Here is a 15,801-nt window from a genome sequence, read left to right as displayed (position 1 = left end):
GGGTCCGGCGTTGATGACCGGACCCCCTCTGACCTGCGAATACTTTATTTATGATCGTCTTAATTCGGGCATTTTCCAGGCAGGCCAGGCTTACCTGAGCACCATCAATGTGAGCTACGCCCCGAAGCTCTTCCCGACCGGCTTGTCGCCCTTCTTGCCCTTGCCCACCAGGTGGGCCGGCAGCAGGTCGCGGGCCGGCTCGCGGTAGCCGATCGAGACGATCCGGTCACCCTCGTAGGTGAAGCTGGTCAGCGAAGCGAGCGAGCACTGCCGGCGGCGCGGGTCGTGCCACAGGCGGCGGCGCTCGGCGAACGAGCGCAGGATCCAGATCGGCAGCTGGTGGCTGACGCACACCGCCTCGTGCCCGCGCGCGGCGTCCCGGGCGCCGGCGATCGCGCCCATCATCCGCACCACCTGGTCGATGTACGGCTCGCCCCAGGACGGCTTGAACGGGTTGGTCAGGTACTTCCAGTACGCCGGGTTGCGCAGCGAGCCGTCGCCGACGCCGAAGGTCTTGCCCTCGAAGATGTTCTCCGCCTCGATCAGCCGCGGGTCGGCCGCGACGGTCAGGCCGTGCGCCTTGGCGATCGGCTCGGCGGTCTCCTGGGCGCGCTCCAGCGGAGAGGCCACCACGTGGGTGATGTCACGGTCCTTCAGGTGGTCGGCCACCCGCTCGGCCATCTGCCGCCCCAGCTCGGAGAGGTGATAGCCCGGCAGCCGGCCGTACAGCACGCCCTCCGGGTTGTGCACCTCGCCGTGCCGCATCACGTGGACGACGGTGATGTCCTTCTTCTCGCTCACTTCGACTCCTCGGTGGCCTCGGCGGCGGCACGGGCGGCGGCGGGCAGGGCGGCGGCGATCCGCTCGATCGCGCGCGCGTCGTGCGCGGCCGAGACGAACCAGGACTCGAACGCCGACGGCGGCAGGTAGACGCCCTGGCTCAGCATCGAGTGGAAGAAACCGTTGAAGCGGAACGCCTGCTGGCGGCGGGCCTCGTCGTAGTTGGTGACCTGCTGGTCGGTGAAGAAGACCGAGAACATGTTGCCCGCGGTCTGCAGGCGGTGCGCCACGCCCTCCTTGGTGAGCGCCTCGGTGACCAGGCCGGACACCTCGGCGGCGACCTTGTCGACGGTGGCGTAGACCTCGTCGGTGCAGTTGCGCAGCTGGGCCAGGCCGGCGGCGGTGGCGATCGGGTTACCGGACAGGGTGCCCGCCTGGTAGACCGGGCCGGCCGGGGCGAGGTGCGCCATCACGTCGGCGCGGCCGCCGAACGCCGCGGCCGGGAAGCCGCCGCCCATCACCTTGCCGAAGGTCAGCAGGTCCGGCGCCCAGCCCTCGCGGGCGGCCTCCAGCCCGTACCAGCCGGCCTTGGAGACGCGGAAGCCGGTCATCACCTCGTCGGAGATGAACAACGCGCCGTTCTCCCGGCACAGTTCGGCCAGGCCGCCGTTGAAGCCGGGCAGCGGCGGGACGACGCCCATGTTGCCGGGCGAGGCCTCGGTGATCACGCAGGCGATCTCGCCGGGGTGCGCGGCGAACGCGGCGCGCACCGCCTCCAGGTCGTTGTACGGCAGCACGATGGTGTCGCCGGCCTGCGCGCCGGTGACGCCCGGGGTGTCCGGCAGGCCGAAGGTGGCCACGCCGGACCCGGCGGCGGCCAGCAGCGCGTCCACATGACCGTGGTAGCAGCCCGCGAACTTGACCACCTTGGCGCGGCCCGTGAAGCCGCGGGCCAGCCGGATCGCCGACATGGTGGCCTCGGTGCCGCTGGAGACCAGGCGGACCTGCTCGACCGGGGCGATCCGGGCGACGATCTCCTCGCCGAGCTCGACCTCGCCCTGACCGGGCGTGCCGAACGAGGTGCCGCGGGAAACCGCCTGCTGCACGGCCTCGATCACCGCCGGGTGCGAGTGGCCCAGCAGCATCGGGCCCCAGGAACACACCAGGTCCACGTATTCGCGGCCATCGGCGTCGGTCAGGTACGGGCCGCTGCCCGACACCATGAACCGGGGCGTGCCGCCGACCGCGCGGAAGGCCCGCACCGGCGAGTTGACGCCGCCGGGGGTGACCGCCAAGGCGCGCTCGAACAGCGACTGGGACTGGGGTGCTTCGTACGGGTAGCTCATCTGCTCGCTCATCCGTTGGGTCCGCGGGGTGGCCTGGAGCCTCTCTTACCCGAACATGGTCTCAAATCGTGTCTTTGCGTTCTGCATGTCGGGCCCGATCATCTGGAACGATGATCCGTGTGCTGCTCCCCTCACTGCCCGTGGCGAAGGTAAGGTCGTGTAGCGCGCGCTCGTGTAGCGCGCAAGCAGACGGGTAAGGGGCATGTCCGGAGGGAAAGTCGGACATGCGGGGGTCTGTCGATTCCGGCGAGTTCCGGTGAGGATGGTCCGAGTGTCCGAGAGGCAGGACGGTTTCGACGAGGCCGCGGAGCGTACCCGCAGGCCGGACGAGACCGGCGGGGGCAGGGAAGCGGGCAGGGGAAGGAGGGGCGAGGGCAGAGTGGGGGTCACCTACAAGTACTTCGGCGCACCGGACCGCGCCACCGCCGCCAGAGTCCCCACCGCCCTCGGCCCCGGTGGCCTCGGCCTCGACGCCGGTGAGCTCGGCGCCCTGGGCCGGCTCGGCGACCTGATGGAGACCAGTGGCTCCGGCAACGGGCACCTCTCCACCAAGATCAAGCCCGAGACGATGAGCGCGATGGTCCTCACGGGCATTCAGGGCGTCCCGCTGCACCACGTCCCGCCGCTCGAACTGGTGGTCCTGCACCCCGACTACGCGGTGGTCCAACTCCCGCACACCGTCGTCGAACCGCTCCGCAAGGCCGACGAACCCGAGCTCGGCGCCGCCGCGTTCATCTGGTCCACCGTCCCCGACCGCCGCGGCCCGCGGGACGCCTTCGTCATCTACCAGATGCTGCACGAGTGGCAGGACTTCGCCTCCCGCCTGCACGAGGCGGGGCACCAGCTGTACTGCCTGGTCTGGCCCTGACGCTCCGCCAGGCGCAGGGCCGTTCCCGGTGATCGATCAGTCGCGGTACCCCAGCGCCTCGTCCAGGTCCGGGCCGAAGCGGTCGTAGACCTCGATCTCCCCGGTGTCGGGGAGGGATTCCCCGAGGTGCCAGCGGCCGTCGGACGCCGACCGGACGAAGTAGTCCGAGCCGACCTGGACGATGTGGCTGGGCTCGAAGGCGCCGGTTCGGGTGGGGTCGTCGTCGGTGACCGTCCGGTCGAGGGGGAGGGCCCGGGCGACGGGGTCGCCGGTGACTTCGCGGAGCCGGGCGTGGGTCCAGCCGTCCGGGAGCAGGTGGTCGGCGGGGTGGGGCCAGTCCGGGAGGAGTTCCAGGACGGCGTGGGCGAGGCGCGGGCGGAGGTACTCGCCGTCGCGTTCGAGGCCGAGCAGGCCGGCCAGGAACGTCATCTCGCGCTCGCCGTCCGGGCGCTGCCAGCGGAACGGGGCGCTGGAGACGTGGGACGGGAAGTCTTTCTGCTGGTAGCTCCTTCCGCCCTGCCAGTCGAAGGACGTCTTGGGCTGCGGGCCGTCCGGGGTCTGGGTGTGGGCGAACAGGGCGGTGATCCAGCCGGTGACGGATTCGCCGCCGGAATGCGACTTCCACTTGTAGAACGAGCGCCAGAAGTCCTCGTCGACGGGCCCGCCGGCGGCGGTACGGGCAATCTCGGCGAGGACGGGGCGCAAGGCGTCGAACCAGGGGCGCAGGCCGTCGAACCGGGCCGCGAGGGATTCGACCCGGCCGGCGAGCAGCTGCCAGTCCTCGGCGGTGCCCTCCAGGCGGATCCGCGGGATGCCGCACAGGGTCGTCCAGGTGAAGCGGTAGTACGGGCCGACCACGGACATCAGCGCCACCAGGGCCGAGGACAGGTCGTCCGGGGTGGTGGTGCTGAAGCGGGGCAGGAAGAGGTCGGTGACCTCCGCGCCGAGTTTCTCGCGCAGCGGTTCGAGCACCAGCCGGATCGACCGGCTCCAGTCCGGATCCGGGGCGAGCAGGCTGTCGTCCTGGACTGCGATCTCCTGCTGGTGCGCGGGCGTGTCGGTGAAGATCCCGGCGTACGTCTCGGAGTTGAGCCGCACGTGGATCGCCACCTCGTGCACCACGGCGTACCAGAGGACGTCCGGCGCGAGGCTGAGCGGGAGGTGCGCGCAGAAGCTCTGGTGGGCGGCGCGAACCAGCAGGCTCCAGGTCGGCTCGGGGCCGCCGTGCGGGCGGGGTGCCGCCACGAGGGTGGTGGCGGAACGGTGGTGGACCTGCACCTCGCGGGACGAAACGGCCTGCAGGAACGGCGCGTTGTCGACCGCCCGGAGGGTGGCGGCGAGTTCGACGGCCCAGTCGTCCGGCGGCAGCGGCAGGTCGATCACGGCTGCGGCCGGGCGCGGTGCGGCAAGGTTCCACTCCGTGGGGAGGGCGGTCTCGCAGACGGCGCAGGTCAGGTCATCGTCCTTGACCAGGTTGATCTGTGCGCACGCCGGGCAGCGGCGGAAGGCGCACGCATGGGTGAACCCGTCCGGCCGGGCGGTGAGGCCGGCCCGGTCGAGGGCGTCGGCGGCGGCCGGCCAGCTGTCCAGGTCCGGGCAGTAGCCGGTGGACAGGTTGCTGATCTCGCGGACCACCCATCCGCCGCCGTCCTGCCGGGCGAAGCGGATCTCACCGGCCGCCAGGACGTCCGCCCCGCCGGCGCACGCGACGTGCTCGCTGCGGCGCGGTGCCAGCCGCAGCGTGCCGGTGGGGTCGACCACGTAGGTGACCGGCTCGTCGCGCTCGGCGGGCGCCAACTCCGCCAGCCAGCAGTCGAGTTCGGCGAGGGCGGGAATGGCGCGGCCGAGGGTGCTTCGGTCTGCGCGGGCGAGCAGTTCGGGCGGGCCGACGTAGGCGAACGTGCGAGGTCTTCCGGTCATGCCGACACGGTAGGGCCCGACAGGGCGGGCGTCGGGCTTTCGCGGGAGGAGGGCGTGGACGAGTACTGCCGGGCCGTCCAGCCGCTGCTGCGGATGCCCCGGGTGGAGAGACGGCCTGACCACCCCTTCACTCGGCGGCTGCGGCGCGCAGCAGGGGGAGGAAGGCCGTGACCGCCGGTGCGGATCGGTGGCCCCGGCGGGTGGCGGTGTGGACGTGGCGGACCGGGGTGTCGTCCGGGTGCAGCGGGACGAGGGCGAGGTCCGGGCGGGCGGCGCGGGCGGCCAGGGACGGGATCAGGGTGATGCCCAACCCGGCTGCCACCAGGCCGAGTTTGGCCGTCCAGCCGGCCACCTCGTACTCGACCCGGGGCTGGAAGCCGCTGCGGGCGCAGGCGGCGAGCAGGGTGGTCTCGATGCGGCGGCTGGCGGTGATCCACGGCTCTTCGGCGAGGTCGGCCAGTCGCAGGCGGCGGCGCCGGGCCAGCCGGTGTCCGCGCGGCAGGGCCACCAGCACCGGGTCGTCGGCGATCCGGTGGAGCTCGAACTGCTCGGTGTCGTACGGGTGTTCCGGGTAGGCGGTGACAAGTGCGAGGTCGATCGCGCCCTCCGCGAGCAGTTCCAGCAGCTGCGCGGACAGCCCCTCGGTGAGGGTGAGCGCGATGCCGGGATGTGCGGCCCGGAACGCGGCCAGCGCGGCCGGGACGAGGGCCGCGTTGGCGCTGTCGAACGCGCCCAACCGGAGGTGCCCGGAGGCGAGTTGAGTCAGCGCGGTGAGGTCGCGGCGGGTGCCGTCCAGCCGGTCCAGCATCGCTTCGGCGTGCGGCAGCAGGGCCTGCCCGTGCTCGGTGAGCCGCACTCCGCGGGCCAGCCGGTCGAACAGCGGGACGCCGAACTCGGCTTCCAGGGTGGAGATTTGGCGGGAGATCGCGGACTGGGTGAACCCCAGCTGCTCCCCCGTCGCGGTGAACGAGCCGAGCCGGGCGGCGGTGCGGAAGACGTCGAGCCAAGCCATGTCCATTCGGCATGGTTACCATGCGAGACATTCGCTTGTCGCCTGCCTGGGCCGCCCCTAGCGTGGCGGCCATGGAGATCACGGAGCGCATTGCCTTTCTCGGACTCGGCCGGATGGGCCTCCCGATGGCCCGCCGACTCGCGGGCACCACGCCGGAGTTGGCGGTGTGGAACCGCACGCCGGGCCGGGCCGAGGGCCTCCGCGAGGCCGCCGCCCCGGCGGAGGCCGTACGCGGTGCCGGGGTCGTCGTCACCATGCTGTCCGACCCGGCGGCGGTGGCCGAGGTCGCGAAGCGGTTCCTCCCGGCCCTGGAGCCCGGCACGCTGTGGATCGAGATGTCCTCGATCGGCCCGCAGGCCGCGGCCGGGCTGCGCGCTCAACTCCCGGACGGGGTAACGATGGTGGACGCCCCTGTGCTGGGCAGCGTCGGCCCCGCCGCGACCGGCGACCTGGTGGTGTACGCGGGCGGCGAGGCGGCGGATCTGGACCGGGCCCAGCCCGTCCTGGAACGCCTCGGCCGGGTCCTCCGCTGCGGCGGCCCCGGCGCGGGCGCGGCGCTCAAGCTGGTGGTGATGGGCGCGGTCGTCGCGTCGGTGACCGCCGTCGGCGAGGCGCTCACCGTCGCCGAACAGCTGGGCGTCTCCGAGGAGTTGGCGCGTCGCGCGCTGTCCGCCGGCCCGCTCGCCGGCATCATGGCCCGGGCCGGGAGCACGGAGGCCGACTTCCCGATCCGCCTTGCCGCGAAGGACCTGACCCTCGCCAACGGCGGACCCGTCCTCCAGGCCGCCCGCACCACCCTGCTCGCCGACCCCGCCCTCGCCGAGCACGACCTCTCCGCCATCGCCACCACCCACCGCCCCCGGCCCGCCTGACCTCAGCCGACGCCGGCCGCGCGGGCCCGTCCGGCCAGTACGACGAGCAGCGCCACCGGCACCGCGAGCAGCGTGAACGCCGTTGCATAGCCGATCAGTTGGGTGGCGCCCAGGGCCAGGCAGGTGTTGAGGACGGCGGACGCGAGGGCGAGGACGCCGACCTGGCCGAGGTTCTGGTTGGTCTGCATGGCGCTGCTGGTGTGGCCCTCGCGGCCGACGGGGCTGTGGGTGAGCGAGAGGACGGTGAGGGCCGGGGAGAGCAGGCCCATGCCGATCGCGGCGATCGGCATCGCGGGGGCGGCGGTGAGGGCCGGCATCGCGGGGAGGGTGCCGAGGACGGCGAGGGCGACAGCGGCGGACATCACCAGGGCGCCGAGGGCGACCACCCGGTGCCGGGGGGTGTGCCGGAAGAGCCGGCCCTGCGCCCAGGAGCCCGCCGCCCAGGCGATCGCTGCGCCGGTGAAGGCGAAGCCGCTGATCACCGGGTTGACGTGCCGTTCGGTGATCAGCAGGAGCGGGACGTACGCCTCCAGGGTGAAGAACGTCCCGGAGGAGAGGCCGCGCAGCAGCACCGTGGTGGGCAGGCCGCGCAGTGCCCGCCAGGTGCCGGTGGGGAGCAGGCGCGGGGCGAAGGCGATCAGCAGCGCGGCGCCGACGGCGACGAAGAGCAGGTGGCGGGCGTCCCAGCCGGACACGCCGTACTGGCCGAGTGCGGCGGCGACGCTGACCACGGCGGCGATCAGCAGGGGCGGTCGCGGCGGGTGCTCGTCGAGCGTGCGCGGCAGGGTGTGGCGGCGCAGGATCGGGACCAGCAGGACGGTGGGGAGCGCGGTCAGCACGGCCAGGCCGTAGAACACGACACGCCAGGACCAGAGTTCGGAGACCAGTCCGGCGATCGGCGGCCCGACCAGCGAGGGGATCACCCAGCAGGCGCTCATCAGCGCGAGCACCCGGGGCTGGAGCCGTTCCGGGTAGGCCTGCCCGATGGCCGCGTTGATCGCGACGGCGGCCATGCCGGCGGCGAGGCCGTCCAGGAAGCGTCCGGCGGCGAGTTGCCAGATGGAGGTGCTGGCGGCGGAGACCAGCAGGGTGAGGACGGTGAGCACCAGGCCGGCGGCGAGCGGGTCGCGGGCTCCGGCGCGGTCCGACCAGGTGCCGCCGAGGACGCCACCGAGCAGGCTGGCCGCCACGAAACACCCGGCGACCAGCGGAAACAGCGCGACGCCGTGCAGGTCGGCGGCGGCGGTCGGCAGGGTGGGCACCACGGCCAGGGCAGCGAACCCGGTCAGGAACATGATGGCGGTGAAGCAGGCGGTGACCGCCCGGTACTCCCGGGCGAAGATCCCGTCCACGGCGCGGACTCCTTCGGCGACGACGGCAGGCAACCCTCAAAGGTCTCGACCAATTCCGTTGCGCCGCAAGCGAATTTCGCACCTCCCGGCCCGACGGGCGATCAGCCCTCGCACGCAAAAAAGGGGATCTTGGCGAACGGACGGCGGCCCACTAAGGTCGCGGGGCATCCATCGACGCACCACCCTCGGGGGAACACCCATGACCGCATCCGACCGACCGCCGCTGCCGCACACATTCCTGCGCCCGGTCCCCACGTTCACCCTGGTCAGCGAGGAGGTGACGGACGGGGGCCGACTGGGCGAGGAGCAGGTCTACCAGGGCGGAAACCGCTCGCCGCAGCTCAGCTGGTCCGGATTTCCGGCGGAGACCAAGAGCTTCGCGGTGACCTGCTTCGACCCGGACGCGCCGACCGGCTCCGGCTGGTGGCACTGGCTGCTGTTCGATCTCCCGGGGACCGTCACCGAGTTGGCGTCCGGCGCGGGCACCGGCGAGTTCCCCGGCCTGCCGGAGGGCGCGGTGCACGGCCGCAACGACTACGGCACCCGCGACTTCGGCGGCGCGGCCCCGCCGCCCGGCCACGGCCCGCATCGGTACGTCTTCACCGTGCACGCCCTGGGCGTCGACTCGATCGGCCTGGACGCGGACACCTCGGCGGCGGCGATCAGCGGCACGCTCGGCTTCCACGCGCTGGCCCGCGCCACCGTGATCGCCGAGTACGAGAGCTGACATCGGGCGGCGTGCCCGGCCCGCCGGGCACGCCCTCCACCCCTGGTTGGTCCGGACAGATCGAGTTCCGTCGAAACCACGGGTAGCGGACTTGTCCACAGCCCTGTGGACAACTGTGCCCAGTTGCCCGTCGGCTGTGGATGCTCAGGCGTCGAAGTCGTATTCGAGGATGTACGAGGCCGAGTCGAGCACCATCTCGTTGAACTCCACCACCTGGCCGTCCTCGGCGAAGGCGGTGCGGTTCACCAGGAAGACCGGCGTGCCGGGCGCGAGGGCGAGGCGCTCGGCCTCGTTGCCGGCGGGCATCCGGGAGCGGATGTGTTCCTGGAAGTGCACCGGCTTGTGGCCGAGTTCGGCGAGCCGGGCGTAGGTGCCGCCGGGGCCGGTGTCCGGGTCGGTGATCCGGCTGCCCGCCACCAGCGCGGCCGGCAGGTAGGACTCGGAGAGCAGCACCGGCTTGCCGTCCAGGACGAAGCGGCGGCTGCGCACGCAGGCCGACTCGCCTGGCTTCAGGCCGAGGACGGCGGCGATCTGCTCGGGCACCTCCCGTTCGGTGACGGTCAGCTGGTCCACCGTCAGTTCGCGGGCCGCTATGTCGGTCGACCAGACCGAGAAGCCGCCGCCCCAGTTCCGGTCGGACAGCCGCTGGATGCCGCGACGCCTTATCGGCCGGAACTCCCGGACGAAGACCCCCACCCCCTTGCGGGCCTCCGCGATCCCCTCGGTCTGCAGCACGCCGAGCGCCTGGCGGGCCGTCATCCGGGCCACGCCGTACGTCACCATCAGATCGTTCTCGCCCGGCAGCCGGTCACCCGGTCGGTAGCGGCCTGAGTCGATGTCGCGCTTGAGATCCTCGGCGATCCGCTGGTACTTGGGCTGGGTGGCGCGGGGGTGACTGGTCATGGCGGCGGGCTTCCTTCCCTTCTCTAGACATCCTACGCACGGTACGCCCCCCGATGCATTGACATCTCTAGAGATTTCAGCTTGTCTAGAGATGCTGCAATCTGACATACCCTCATATCGGCTGCCGAGTCTCCCGTTCATGGGCGTTTCACCAGCGTTCATCGAACGAAACCGCGTGAGGAGCCCACCATGTCCGTGCACCGTCGATGGTTCTCACTGCCCCGCGAGCCCGCCACCGTCGCCGCCGGACGCCGCCGGGTCCGCGCGCTCATCACCGCCTGGGGCGGCACGCCCCTGGACGAGGACACCCAACTGACCGTCGATCTGGTCACCTCCGAACTGCTCGGCAACGCCGTTCGCCACGCGTCCGGCCCGGTCGTCACCGTCGGCGTGCACGCCGACCCGCTGCACCACCGGGCCGTCATCGAGGTCTACGACACCGCCCCCACCGTCCCGATGGCCGGGCGCCCCGACCGGGACTCCGAGTCCGGCCGCGGCATCCTGCTGATCGCCGAACTCGCCCTCGCCCACGGGGTGATCCGCAAGCGCACCGGAAAATGGGTGTGGGCCGAGATAGCCCTCCCGGCCGGGCGGGCCGACCGCCCGTGGTGGCCGGCCCGGCACCGGAGCACGAAGGAACACCGGGGGCCCGATCGGAGCCCGGAGGAGGGCGTCCCGCGGAAGATTCCGGCCGACCGGGTCGGGCCCGGAGCCATGACCTGCCACTGACGCCCGCTCGACCACTCACGCGGTCAGGCGGCCGTGGAGCTCCTCCGTTCCGTGGCCCAAGGTCCGGGCGGCGAGCCAGGCGGCGGCACCGGCGCCGTTCCGGGCGGTGAAGATGTCCGCGTCCGGCCAGCGCGCGGCCAGCCTGGGACGCAGGTGAGCGACCAGCGGCGTCTCGGAGGCGAGCAGACCGCCGGCCAGCACCAGCGGCAGCGGCGAGTCGGGTTCGCGGACCAGGGCGAGCGTGTCGATCAGGTGGTCGGCGGCGCGGTCGACCAGGGCGAGCGCCACCGGGTCACCGGTCGCCGCCCGGTCGAGGACGATCGGGGCGAACCGGGCCAGCCGGGCCGGCGCCTCGGCGTGGGCGGCGGCGATCAGCGCCGAACGCGGCTCGCGGCCCAGGCCACCGGGCCCGACCAGCGCCTCGGCGATCGCACCCGCCAGGCCGGGCAGTTCAAGTGACGATCCGTCGAACGGCAGCGCGCGGTCCACGGCCGTGAGCGCGGCGGAGACCGCTTCGCGCCCCAGCCAAAAGCCGGAGCCGCGGTCGCCGAGCAGCCAGCCGTGGCCGTCGGCGGTGCGGCGCAGCGCGTGGTCGCGGATCTCCGCGGCGATCGCGCCCGTGCCGCTGAGCAGTAGGGTGCCGTCGGCGGCGGCGGTCCCGGCCGCGTGGGCGAGTTCGGCGTCGCCGACCAGGCGCGGTGTGATGGTCAGTCCGGTGGCAGGCCAGAGCGCCAGTACCTCCGGCGGAGCGAGCGAACCGCCCGCGAGACCGATCACACCCGCCGCCACCCGCGCCGGATCGAGCCCGGCCAGCGCGGCCCGCACCGCCCCGCCGATCTCCCGGACGGCAACCTCCGCACCGTGCGCGACCGGATTGCCCCCGGCACCGTGCGCGGTGCCGAGGATCTGCCCGTCCAGGGTCGCGACCAGCGCCCGGGTGCTGGTGCCGCCCACGTCGAGGCCGAGCACCAGCGGCGCGCCGGTCATGCGGTGCGACGGATGCGGCCGGCGTACAGCGCTTCCAGCTTGTTGTTGTGCTCGTCGCCGCCGGGAATGTTCGCCGACAGGTAGACGGGCGGAACGCCGCCGCTCTCCTCGACCCGACGAATCACCTCGGCGACGATCTGCTGACCGAGCAGCGCGGCCGTGATCGACGAAATGCCACAGGCCCGGCCGCCGCCCGCCATCGGAAGCACGGCGTCACCGAACGGCGCGCCGTTGTCCAGCACCACGTCCGCGTAGTCGCGCAGCCGCAGGCCGGACGGGTGCTTGGGCTGAACACCCGCCGTGTGCTCGGCCGAGGTGACGACGATCAGCGGGTGGCCGTTCTCCTTCGCCAGCCGGGCGAGTTCCACCACGCAGCCGTTGACGCCGGAGTTGGACGCCAGAATGAACACGTCCGCCGGGTGCGGGTCGGTCAACTCCCAGAGCATCGCGGCGGATTCGGTACCGCGCTCCAGCTCCGAGCCGGACAGGATCTCCACCGGCCGCCCGCCGAACAGCACCACATCACGCAGCGCGATCCGGTTGCTCGGCACCAGCCCGCCGGCCCGCCCGGCGATCTCCATCGCAAACGCCTCGGAGTGCCCGGTACCGAACGCCTGCACAATGCCGTCCGCGGCCAGCGCATCCGCGATCAGCTCAGCGGCCCGCGCCACCTCCCCGGCCTGCGAGCTGCTGACCTTGTCGATGGCGGCATGGGCGGCAGCAACGAAGTCGGCCGCGGAAGGGCTGGTCACGGGAACCTCCAGGCAGAGCACTGTGGGACGGCTCACATGGTCGGCCCGGTCCGCCACCGCTGTCAACGACAGGACTAGACCAGTGCAGGGAATCAACCCGGCCACCGTCACCAGGGCTCGAACCCCGCACACTCGAACGGGTCGTCCTCCGGATCCAGCCCCGGCAGCCCGGGCACGTCCAGCTCCCCCCGCAGCCAGCCCACCAGCACCGCCACCAGCCCACCCGACAGCGGCACTTCACCCCACACGTGCCGGGGCCGGACCACCAGCGGCCAGGTGTCCGGGTCCGCGCCGGTGACCAGCCAGCCCAGGCGGTCGGCGTCGATGCTCGTCCCGATCGCCAGGAAGCCGTCCGCCGGGGCGTCCGACCGCGACAGCGAAGGCAGCCCCAACCACTCCGACCAGGTGCCCCTGCCGTACAGCGCCATCAACTCCCGGTAATCGGAAGGCAGTCGGGCACCCAATGGGTCCGCAATCGGCCGCTCCGGGGGCGGCACCAGAAGCCGCAACGCGGCCAGCCCGGCCGGCCCGTGCAACGCGAACTCGCGTTCGTCCCCGGTGAGTTCACGGCGCGGCGACGGGCTCCACCGAACGTCCTGCTGCCAGGACGGCGCGATGGTGGCCGGCAGCGGGCCCAGGTGGCCGACCCGGTCGAGAATCACCGTCTCCAGGAAGGCGGCCAACGTCAGCCCCGAGTCGAGCAGCGGCTCGGGCCGGGTCGGATCGCACAGCACCACCGTCCAGCGGTCCGGATCCGGATCAGCGGTGTTCCAGCACAGGAACGTCCGGCCGTTCACGACGCTCCCCCAGGGCAGCAGCCCGCCGGGCGCCGGATACAGGCGGGGCGGGACGACTCCCGCCTCACGCAGCTCGACCCGCAGGTCGTGCTTGGACCACGCCAGCGTCCCGAGCTGCTCCCGGGTCGGCGCCTGCAACGCGATCTCCCCGCCGATCACCACCGTCCCGTACCGCGTCAACTCCCAGTACTCGATCGGCAGTCGCACCCCGAGCCAGGACTCGACGGCCACCCGGTCCGCCGCGAAGGGCGTGAGCGGGCCGACGGGGTCGAGCTGGGCGAGAAGGTCCATGGCGCCGATACTGGCGGAACCGCGCGACAAACGCTCATCGGTCCGTCAGGTCCCGAGCACGTGCAGGTCATTGCCATGCGTCGCGATCTTCCCGACGAGTGCCTTCCGCCTCGCGCAGTTCCCCGCGCCCCCGTCTTCGCGACCTGACCGAATATTCACGGGCGCGCGGCGGCCCCGACGGACAGGATGGCCGGATGGACGAGGTACCGAAGAAGCAGATCAGAGCCCGTTACGACGAGGAGACGGTGACGGTCTACCAGGCGTTCCGGCCCGAGATCGCGGACCCGGCGGTGGCCGACGGTCGGTGGCCGGAGGCGTTCTCGCGGGATCGGATGACGTGGATCAAGCCGTCGTTCCGCTGGCTGATGTACCGCAGCGACTGGGCGCGGAGCCCGGGGCAGGAGCGGATCGTCGGGGTGGTGATCACGCGTCAGGGGTTCGACGCGGCGCTGGAGGCGGCGGTGCTGAGCGGGTACGAGCCGGGGCTGCACGCGTCGAAGGCGGAGTGGCAGCGGGCGTTGCGGCGCAGTCCGGCCCGGGTGCAGTGGGATCCGGAGCGGGATCTGCACCTGCAGCCGCTGCCGCACCGGTCGTTGCAGTTGGGGCTGAGCGGGGAGCTGGTGCGGCGTTATGCCGGGGAGTGGCTGGTGCGGATCGAGGATCTGACGCCGCTGGCCCACGAGTTGCACGCCACCAGGGACGCGGCGCTGCTGCCGCCGGAGCGGCCGTACCCGATGCCACCGGGTGCGGCCGCCCGACTGGGTGCGGGCTGACGGCGAGCCGCCGGCCCGCAGGCAGGATCAGCCGTGCAGGTAGACGATGCCGAGCTTGGTCAGCTGCCAGTGCTGCGCGGCGGAGCCGTTGTCGGCGGCCAGCTGCACCAGCGGGTTGCCCTGGGCGTCGGTCTGGGTGGTGGCGGTGGCCAGCTTGGTGGCGTCCTGGGAGTCGGCCAGCTTGTAAGTGCCGTCACCGACCGGCTGCAGGAGCCAGTGCTGGTTGCCACCACCGTTGCAGCCCCACTGCTGGATCTTGGCACCGGGCGCGGTGGAGGCCCCGGACACATCCAGGCACATGTTGCGGTTGCCGCTGAAGTCGAGTTCGAAGGAGCCGCCGGCCTTGATCTCGAACACGAAGGACTGGTTCAGCCCGCCGGTGGCCGGATAGGTGATCGCGGGGCGGCCGTTGGTGGAGTCACCGTAGGTGCCGCCGCCGGACAGGTCGAGCACCTTGCCGTTGGCCTGGTTGGTGAGCTGGTACCAGGCGCCGTCCTCGGGGGTGTCCGGGAACGGCTTGCCGGGGGTGAGCGCGGTGATCGAGGTGGTGTTCTGCTGGTTGAGCGAGCAGAACGCCTGCCCGAGCCCGGCCTGCTGGTAGAACTGCCGCAGGCAGGCGGCCTCGGCCGCGTAGCCGGCGACCCGCAGGTGGTACGACTGGCGGACGTTGTTCATGCACAGGCCGGGGATGGAGATCGGGCTGTCGCAGCCGTTGCGGGTGCTCTCCGACAGGTCGATCACGTCGCCGTTGGTGTACTCGTACGGCGAGCTGGTCCACTCCGCGCAGACCTCGTGCCCGAAGGCGACCCGCCGCTGGTCGAGGTAGCGCACGCCCGGCACGCCGGAGGCGGCGTCGCGCAGCGCGTCGCTGAGCGTGGGAACGACCCAGTTGTGGCCCCAGGCGAGGTCCTCGGGGAAGGCCGGGCAGCCGTCGGCGACCTTGCCGACGTAGTCGTTGCGCCGGATGTCGGGGGTGATCGGGTTGAAGTACGACTGGTAGACCAGCTGGTAGGAGTCGTCGGAGTAGCCGGCCTTTCGCATGGTGTTGCGGATGTTGGTGAGCGCGGCCGTCACCTTGGGCTTGACCCCGGCGGCGCGCCGGGTGATCTCGGCGCTGCCGATGGTGTCCCGGCAGCCCTGGGACTGCGGGATCGGGAAGTACTGGGCGAGGCAGGACATCATGATGCCGGCGAACTCGAAGTCGTCGTTCGCGCCGATCGTGACGACGACCATCTTCACGTCGTAGTTGGCGGCGGTGGCGGCCAGCTGGACGTCCTGCTTGGCCTCGCCGAAGTCGCCGCTGCCCGGTCCGGTGATCTTCGCCAGCTCGGGGTCGCTGACCAGGTCGCCGGTCTGCGCGCCGGAGCAGGCCAGATCGATCGGGGTGACGCCGGGGAGCTGGGTCACGAAGATCTCGGACTTGGTGGAGCGGTGGCAGTAGTTGGTGGGGCTGTCCGTGCCGGTGACGTAGTCGTCGTTGGTGTCGGTGCCGGCTCCCTCGCCGGAGATCGCGCTGTCGCCGAGGGCGACGATCGCGGCGGGCTTGCCCGCGCTGGGCGAGGCGGCCTGGGCGGTGGCCGCGGTGCCGAGGCCGGAGCCGAGGCCGAGGGCGGCCAGCAGCGCGGCGGTGGCGAGCAGGGCGGGGGACCTGCGGCGGACCATTGGTGTCCTGGACACTCATGACTCCTTGCG

General features: G+C 72.3%; 15 protein-coding genes. 5 read left to right on the top strand and 10 right to left on the bottom strand.

The window, feature by feature from the left end; translation table 11 throughout:
- Positions 1-114: 114 nt before the first annotated feature.
- Both ACFYST_RS09305 and hemL read right to left on the bottom strand, forming a co-directional pair.
- A complete protein-coding gene (locus tag ACFYST_RS09305; RefSeq protein ID WP_387861120.1) occupies positions 115-765 on the bottom strand; it encodes a histidine phosphatase family protein in 651 nt (216 codons plus the stop codon).
- A gap of 32 nt (positions 766-797) precedes the next feature.
- On the bottom strand, positions 798-2,138 hold the full coding sequence (hemL, locus tag ACFYST_RS09300) for a glutamate-1-semialdehyde 2,1-aminomutase (protein WP_387861067.1): 1,341 nt from the start codon (positions 2,136-2,138) through the stop codon (positions 798-800).
- Between the two features lie 250 nt (positions 2,139-2,388).
- Between hemL and ACFYST_RS09295 the strand changes: the two genes are divergently transcribed.
- Complete coding sequence (locus tag ACFYST_RS09295; protein WP_387644982.1) at positions 2,389-2,994, top strand: hypothetical protein; 606 nt, start codon at positions 2,389-2,391, stop codon at positions 2,992-2,994.
- 36 nt (positions 2,995-3,030) lie between these two features.
- Here ACFYST_RS09295 and ACFYST_RS09290 read toward each other — a convergent pair whose 3' ends face one another.
- Both ACFYST_RS09290 and ACFYST_RS09285 read right to left on the bottom strand, forming a co-directional pair.
- A complete protein-coding gene (locus ACFYST_RS09290) occupies positions 3,031-4,914 on the bottom strand; it encodes a DUF4419 domain-containing protein (protein ID WP_387861065.1) in 1,884 nt (627 codons plus the stop codon).
- 127 nt (positions 4,915-5,041) lie between these two features.
- Positions 5,042-5,932: a LysR family transcriptional regulator gene (locus ACFYST_RS09285; protein ID WP_387861063.1), complete on the bottom strand. Its 891-nt coding sequence runs from the start codon at positions 5,930-5,932 to the stop codon at positions 5,042-5,044.
- Positions 5,933-5,997: 65 nt separating this feature from the next.
- On the opposite strand from ACFYST_RS09285, the gene ACFYST_RS09280 reads away from it, so the two are divergent.
- Positions 5,998-6,798 (top strand): NAD(P)-dependent oxidoreductase, encoded by an 801-nt coding sequence (locus ACFYST_RS09280; RefSeq protein ID WP_387861061.1) that lies wholly within the window; start codon positions 5,998-6,000, stop codon positions 6,796-6,798.
- 2 nt (positions 6,799-6,800) lie between these two features.
- Here the strand turns inward: ACFYST_RS09280 and ACFYST_RS09275 are convergent, their stop codons facing one another.
- Positions 6,801-8,093 (bottom strand): MFS transporter, encoded by a 1,293-nt coding sequence (locus tag ACFYST_RS09275; RefSeq protein WP_387861119.1) that lies wholly within the window; start codon positions 8,091-8,093, stop codon positions 6,801-6,803.
- A 256-nt stretch (positions 8,094-8,349) separates the two neighbouring features.
- Here ACFYST_RS09275 and ACFYST_RS09270 point away from each other — a divergent pair, with 256 nt between their 5' ends.
- Entirely contained in the window at positions 8,350-8,877 is a 528-nt protein-coding gene (locus ACFYST_RS09270) for a YbhB/YbcL family Raf kinase inhibitor-like protein (protein WP_387861060.1), read from the top strand.
- A gap of 144 nt (positions 8,878-9,021) precedes the next feature.
- On the opposite strand, the gene ACFYST_RS09265 is transcribed toward ACFYST_RS09270, so the two are convergent.
- On the bottom strand, positions 9,022-9,780 hold the full coding sequence (locus ACFYST_RS09265) for a GntR family transcriptional regulator (RefSeq protein WP_387861058.1): 759 nt from the start codon (positions 9,778-9,780) through the stop codon (positions 9,022-9,024).
- 189 nt (positions 9,781-9,969) lie between these two features.
- Here ACFYST_RS09265 and ACFYST_RS09260 point away from each other — a divergent pair, with 189 nt between their 5' ends.
- Positions 9,970-10,509 carry an ATP-binding protein gene (locus ACFYST_RS09260; RefSeq protein ID WP_387861056.1) on the top strand — a complete coding sequence of 180 codons (540 nt, stop codon included), beginning with the start codon at positions 9,970-9,972 and terminating at the stop codon, positions 10,507-10,509.
- Between the two features lie 15 nt (positions 10,510-10,524).
- Here ACFYST_RS09260 and ACFYST_RS09255 read toward each other — a convergent pair whose 3' ends face one another.
- The 3 genes from ACFYST_RS09255 to ACFYST_RS09245 all read right to left on the bottom strand — a co-directional run bounded on the left by ACFYST_RS09255 (position 10,525) and on the right by ACFYST_RS09245 (position 13,336).
- On the bottom strand, positions 10,525-11,496 hold the full coding sequence (locus tag ACFYST_RS09255) for an N-acetylglucosamine kinase (RefSeq protein WP_387861054.1): 972 nt from the start codon (positions 11,494-11,496) through the stop codon (positions 10,525-10,527).
- Entirely contained in the window at positions 11,493-12,248 is a 756-nt protein-coding gene (locus ACFYST_RS09250) for a sugar isomerase domain-containing protein (protein ID WP_387861052.1), read from the bottom strand. Before ACFYST_RS09250 ends, ACFYST_RS09255 begins: the two co-directional genes overlap by 4 nt.
- Positions 12,249-12,355: 107 nt before the next feature.
- Positions 12,356-13,336 (bottom strand): hypothetical protein, encoded by a 981-nt coding sequence (locus tag ACFYST_RS09245; protein WP_387861050.1) that lies wholly within the window; start codon positions 13,334-13,336, stop codon positions 12,356-12,358.
- Positions 13,337-13,530: 194 nt separating this feature from the next.
- On the opposite strand from ACFYST_RS09245, the gene ACFYST_RS09240 reads away from it, so the two are divergent.
- A complete protein-coding gene (locus ACFYST_RS09240) occupies positions 13,531-14,109 on the top strand; it encodes a DUF4291 domain-containing protein (protein ID WP_387644218.1) in 579 nt (192 codons plus the stop codon).
- Positions 14,110-14,136: 27 nt separating this feature from the next.
- Here ACFYST_RS09240 and ACFYST_RS09235 read toward each other — a convergent pair whose 3' ends face one another.
- Positions 14,137-15,786 carry an RICIN domain-containing protein gene (locus ACFYST_RS09235; protein WP_387861048.1) on the bottom strand — a complete coding sequence of 550 codons (1,650 nt, stop codon included), beginning with the start codon at positions 15,784-15,786 and terminating at the stop codon, positions 14,137-14,139.
- Positions 15,787-15,801 lie beyond the last annotated feature (15 nt).

Origin of the sequence: Kitasatospora sp. NPDC004614 (genome assembly GCF_042873675.1) — a bacterium.
Taxonomy (GTDB): Bacteria; Actinomycetota; Actinomycetes; order Streptomycetales; family Streptomycetaceae; genus Kitasatospora.
The sequence above is the reverse complement of the archived record's forward strand: the minus strand, read 5'-3'. Positions and strand labels throughout refer to the sequence as shown.

What these genes read in the sequence shown, in the direction of transcription:
- ACFYST_RS09255 (WP_387861054.1), bottom strand. Translation starts at nt 11,496, where the DNA reads ATGACCGGCGCGCCGCTGGTGCTCGGCCTCGACGTGGGCGGCACCAGC.
- ACFYST_RS09295 (WP_387644982.1), top strand. Translation starts at nt 2,389, where the DNA reads ATGGTCCGAGTGTCCGAGAGGCAGGACGGTTTCGACGAGGCCGCGGAG.
- ACFYST_RS09285 (WP_387861063.1), bottom strand. Translation starts at nt 5,932, where the DNA reads ATGGACATGGCTTGGCTCGACGTCTTCCGCACCGCCGCCCGGCTCGGC.
- ACFYST_RS09280 (WP_387861061.1), top strand. Translation starts at nt 5,998, where the DNA reads ATGGAGATCACGGAGCGCATTGCCTTTCTCGGACTCGGCCGGATGGGC.
- ACFYST_RS09275 (WP_387861119.1), bottom strand. Translation starts at nt 8,093, where the DNA reads ATGTTCCTGACCGGGTTCGCTGCCCTGGCCGTGGTGCCCACCCTGCCG.
- hemL (WP_387861067.1), bottom strand. Translation starts at nt 2,138, where the DNA reads ATGAGCGAGCAGATGAGCTACCCGTACGAAGCACCCCAGTCCCAGTCG.
- ACFYST_RS09240 (WP_387644218.1), top strand. Translation starts at nt 13,531, where the DNA reads ATGGACGAGGTACCGAAGAAGCAGATCAGAGCCCGTTACGACGAGGAG.
- ACFYST_RS09265 (WP_387861058.1), bottom strand. Translation starts at nt 9,780, where the DNA reads ATGACCAGTCACCCCCGCGCCACCCAGCCCAAGTACCAGCGGATCGCC.
- ACFYST_RS09305 (WP_387861120.1), bottom strand. Translation starts at nt 765, where the DNA reads ATGCGGCACGGCGAGGTGCACAACCCGGAGGGCGTGCTGTACGGCCGG.
- ACFYST_RS09270 (WP_387861060.1), top strand. Translation starts at nt 8,350, where the DNA reads ATGACCGCATCCGACCGACCGCCGCTGCCGCACACATTCCTGCGCCCG.
- ACFYST_RS09290 (WP_387861065.1), bottom strand. Translation starts at nt 4,914, where the DNA reads ATGACCGGAAGACCTCGCACGTTCGCCTACGTCGGCCCGCCCGAACTG.
- ACFYST_RS09245 (WP_387861050.1), bottom strand. Translation starts at nt 13,336, where the DNA reads ATGGACCTTCTCGCCCAGCTCGACCCCGTCGGCCCGCTCACGCCCTTC.
- ACFYST_RS09260 (WP_387861056.1), top strand. Translation starts at nt 9,970, where the DNA reads ATGTCCGTGCACCGTCGATGGTTCTCACTGCCCCGCGAGCCCGCCACC.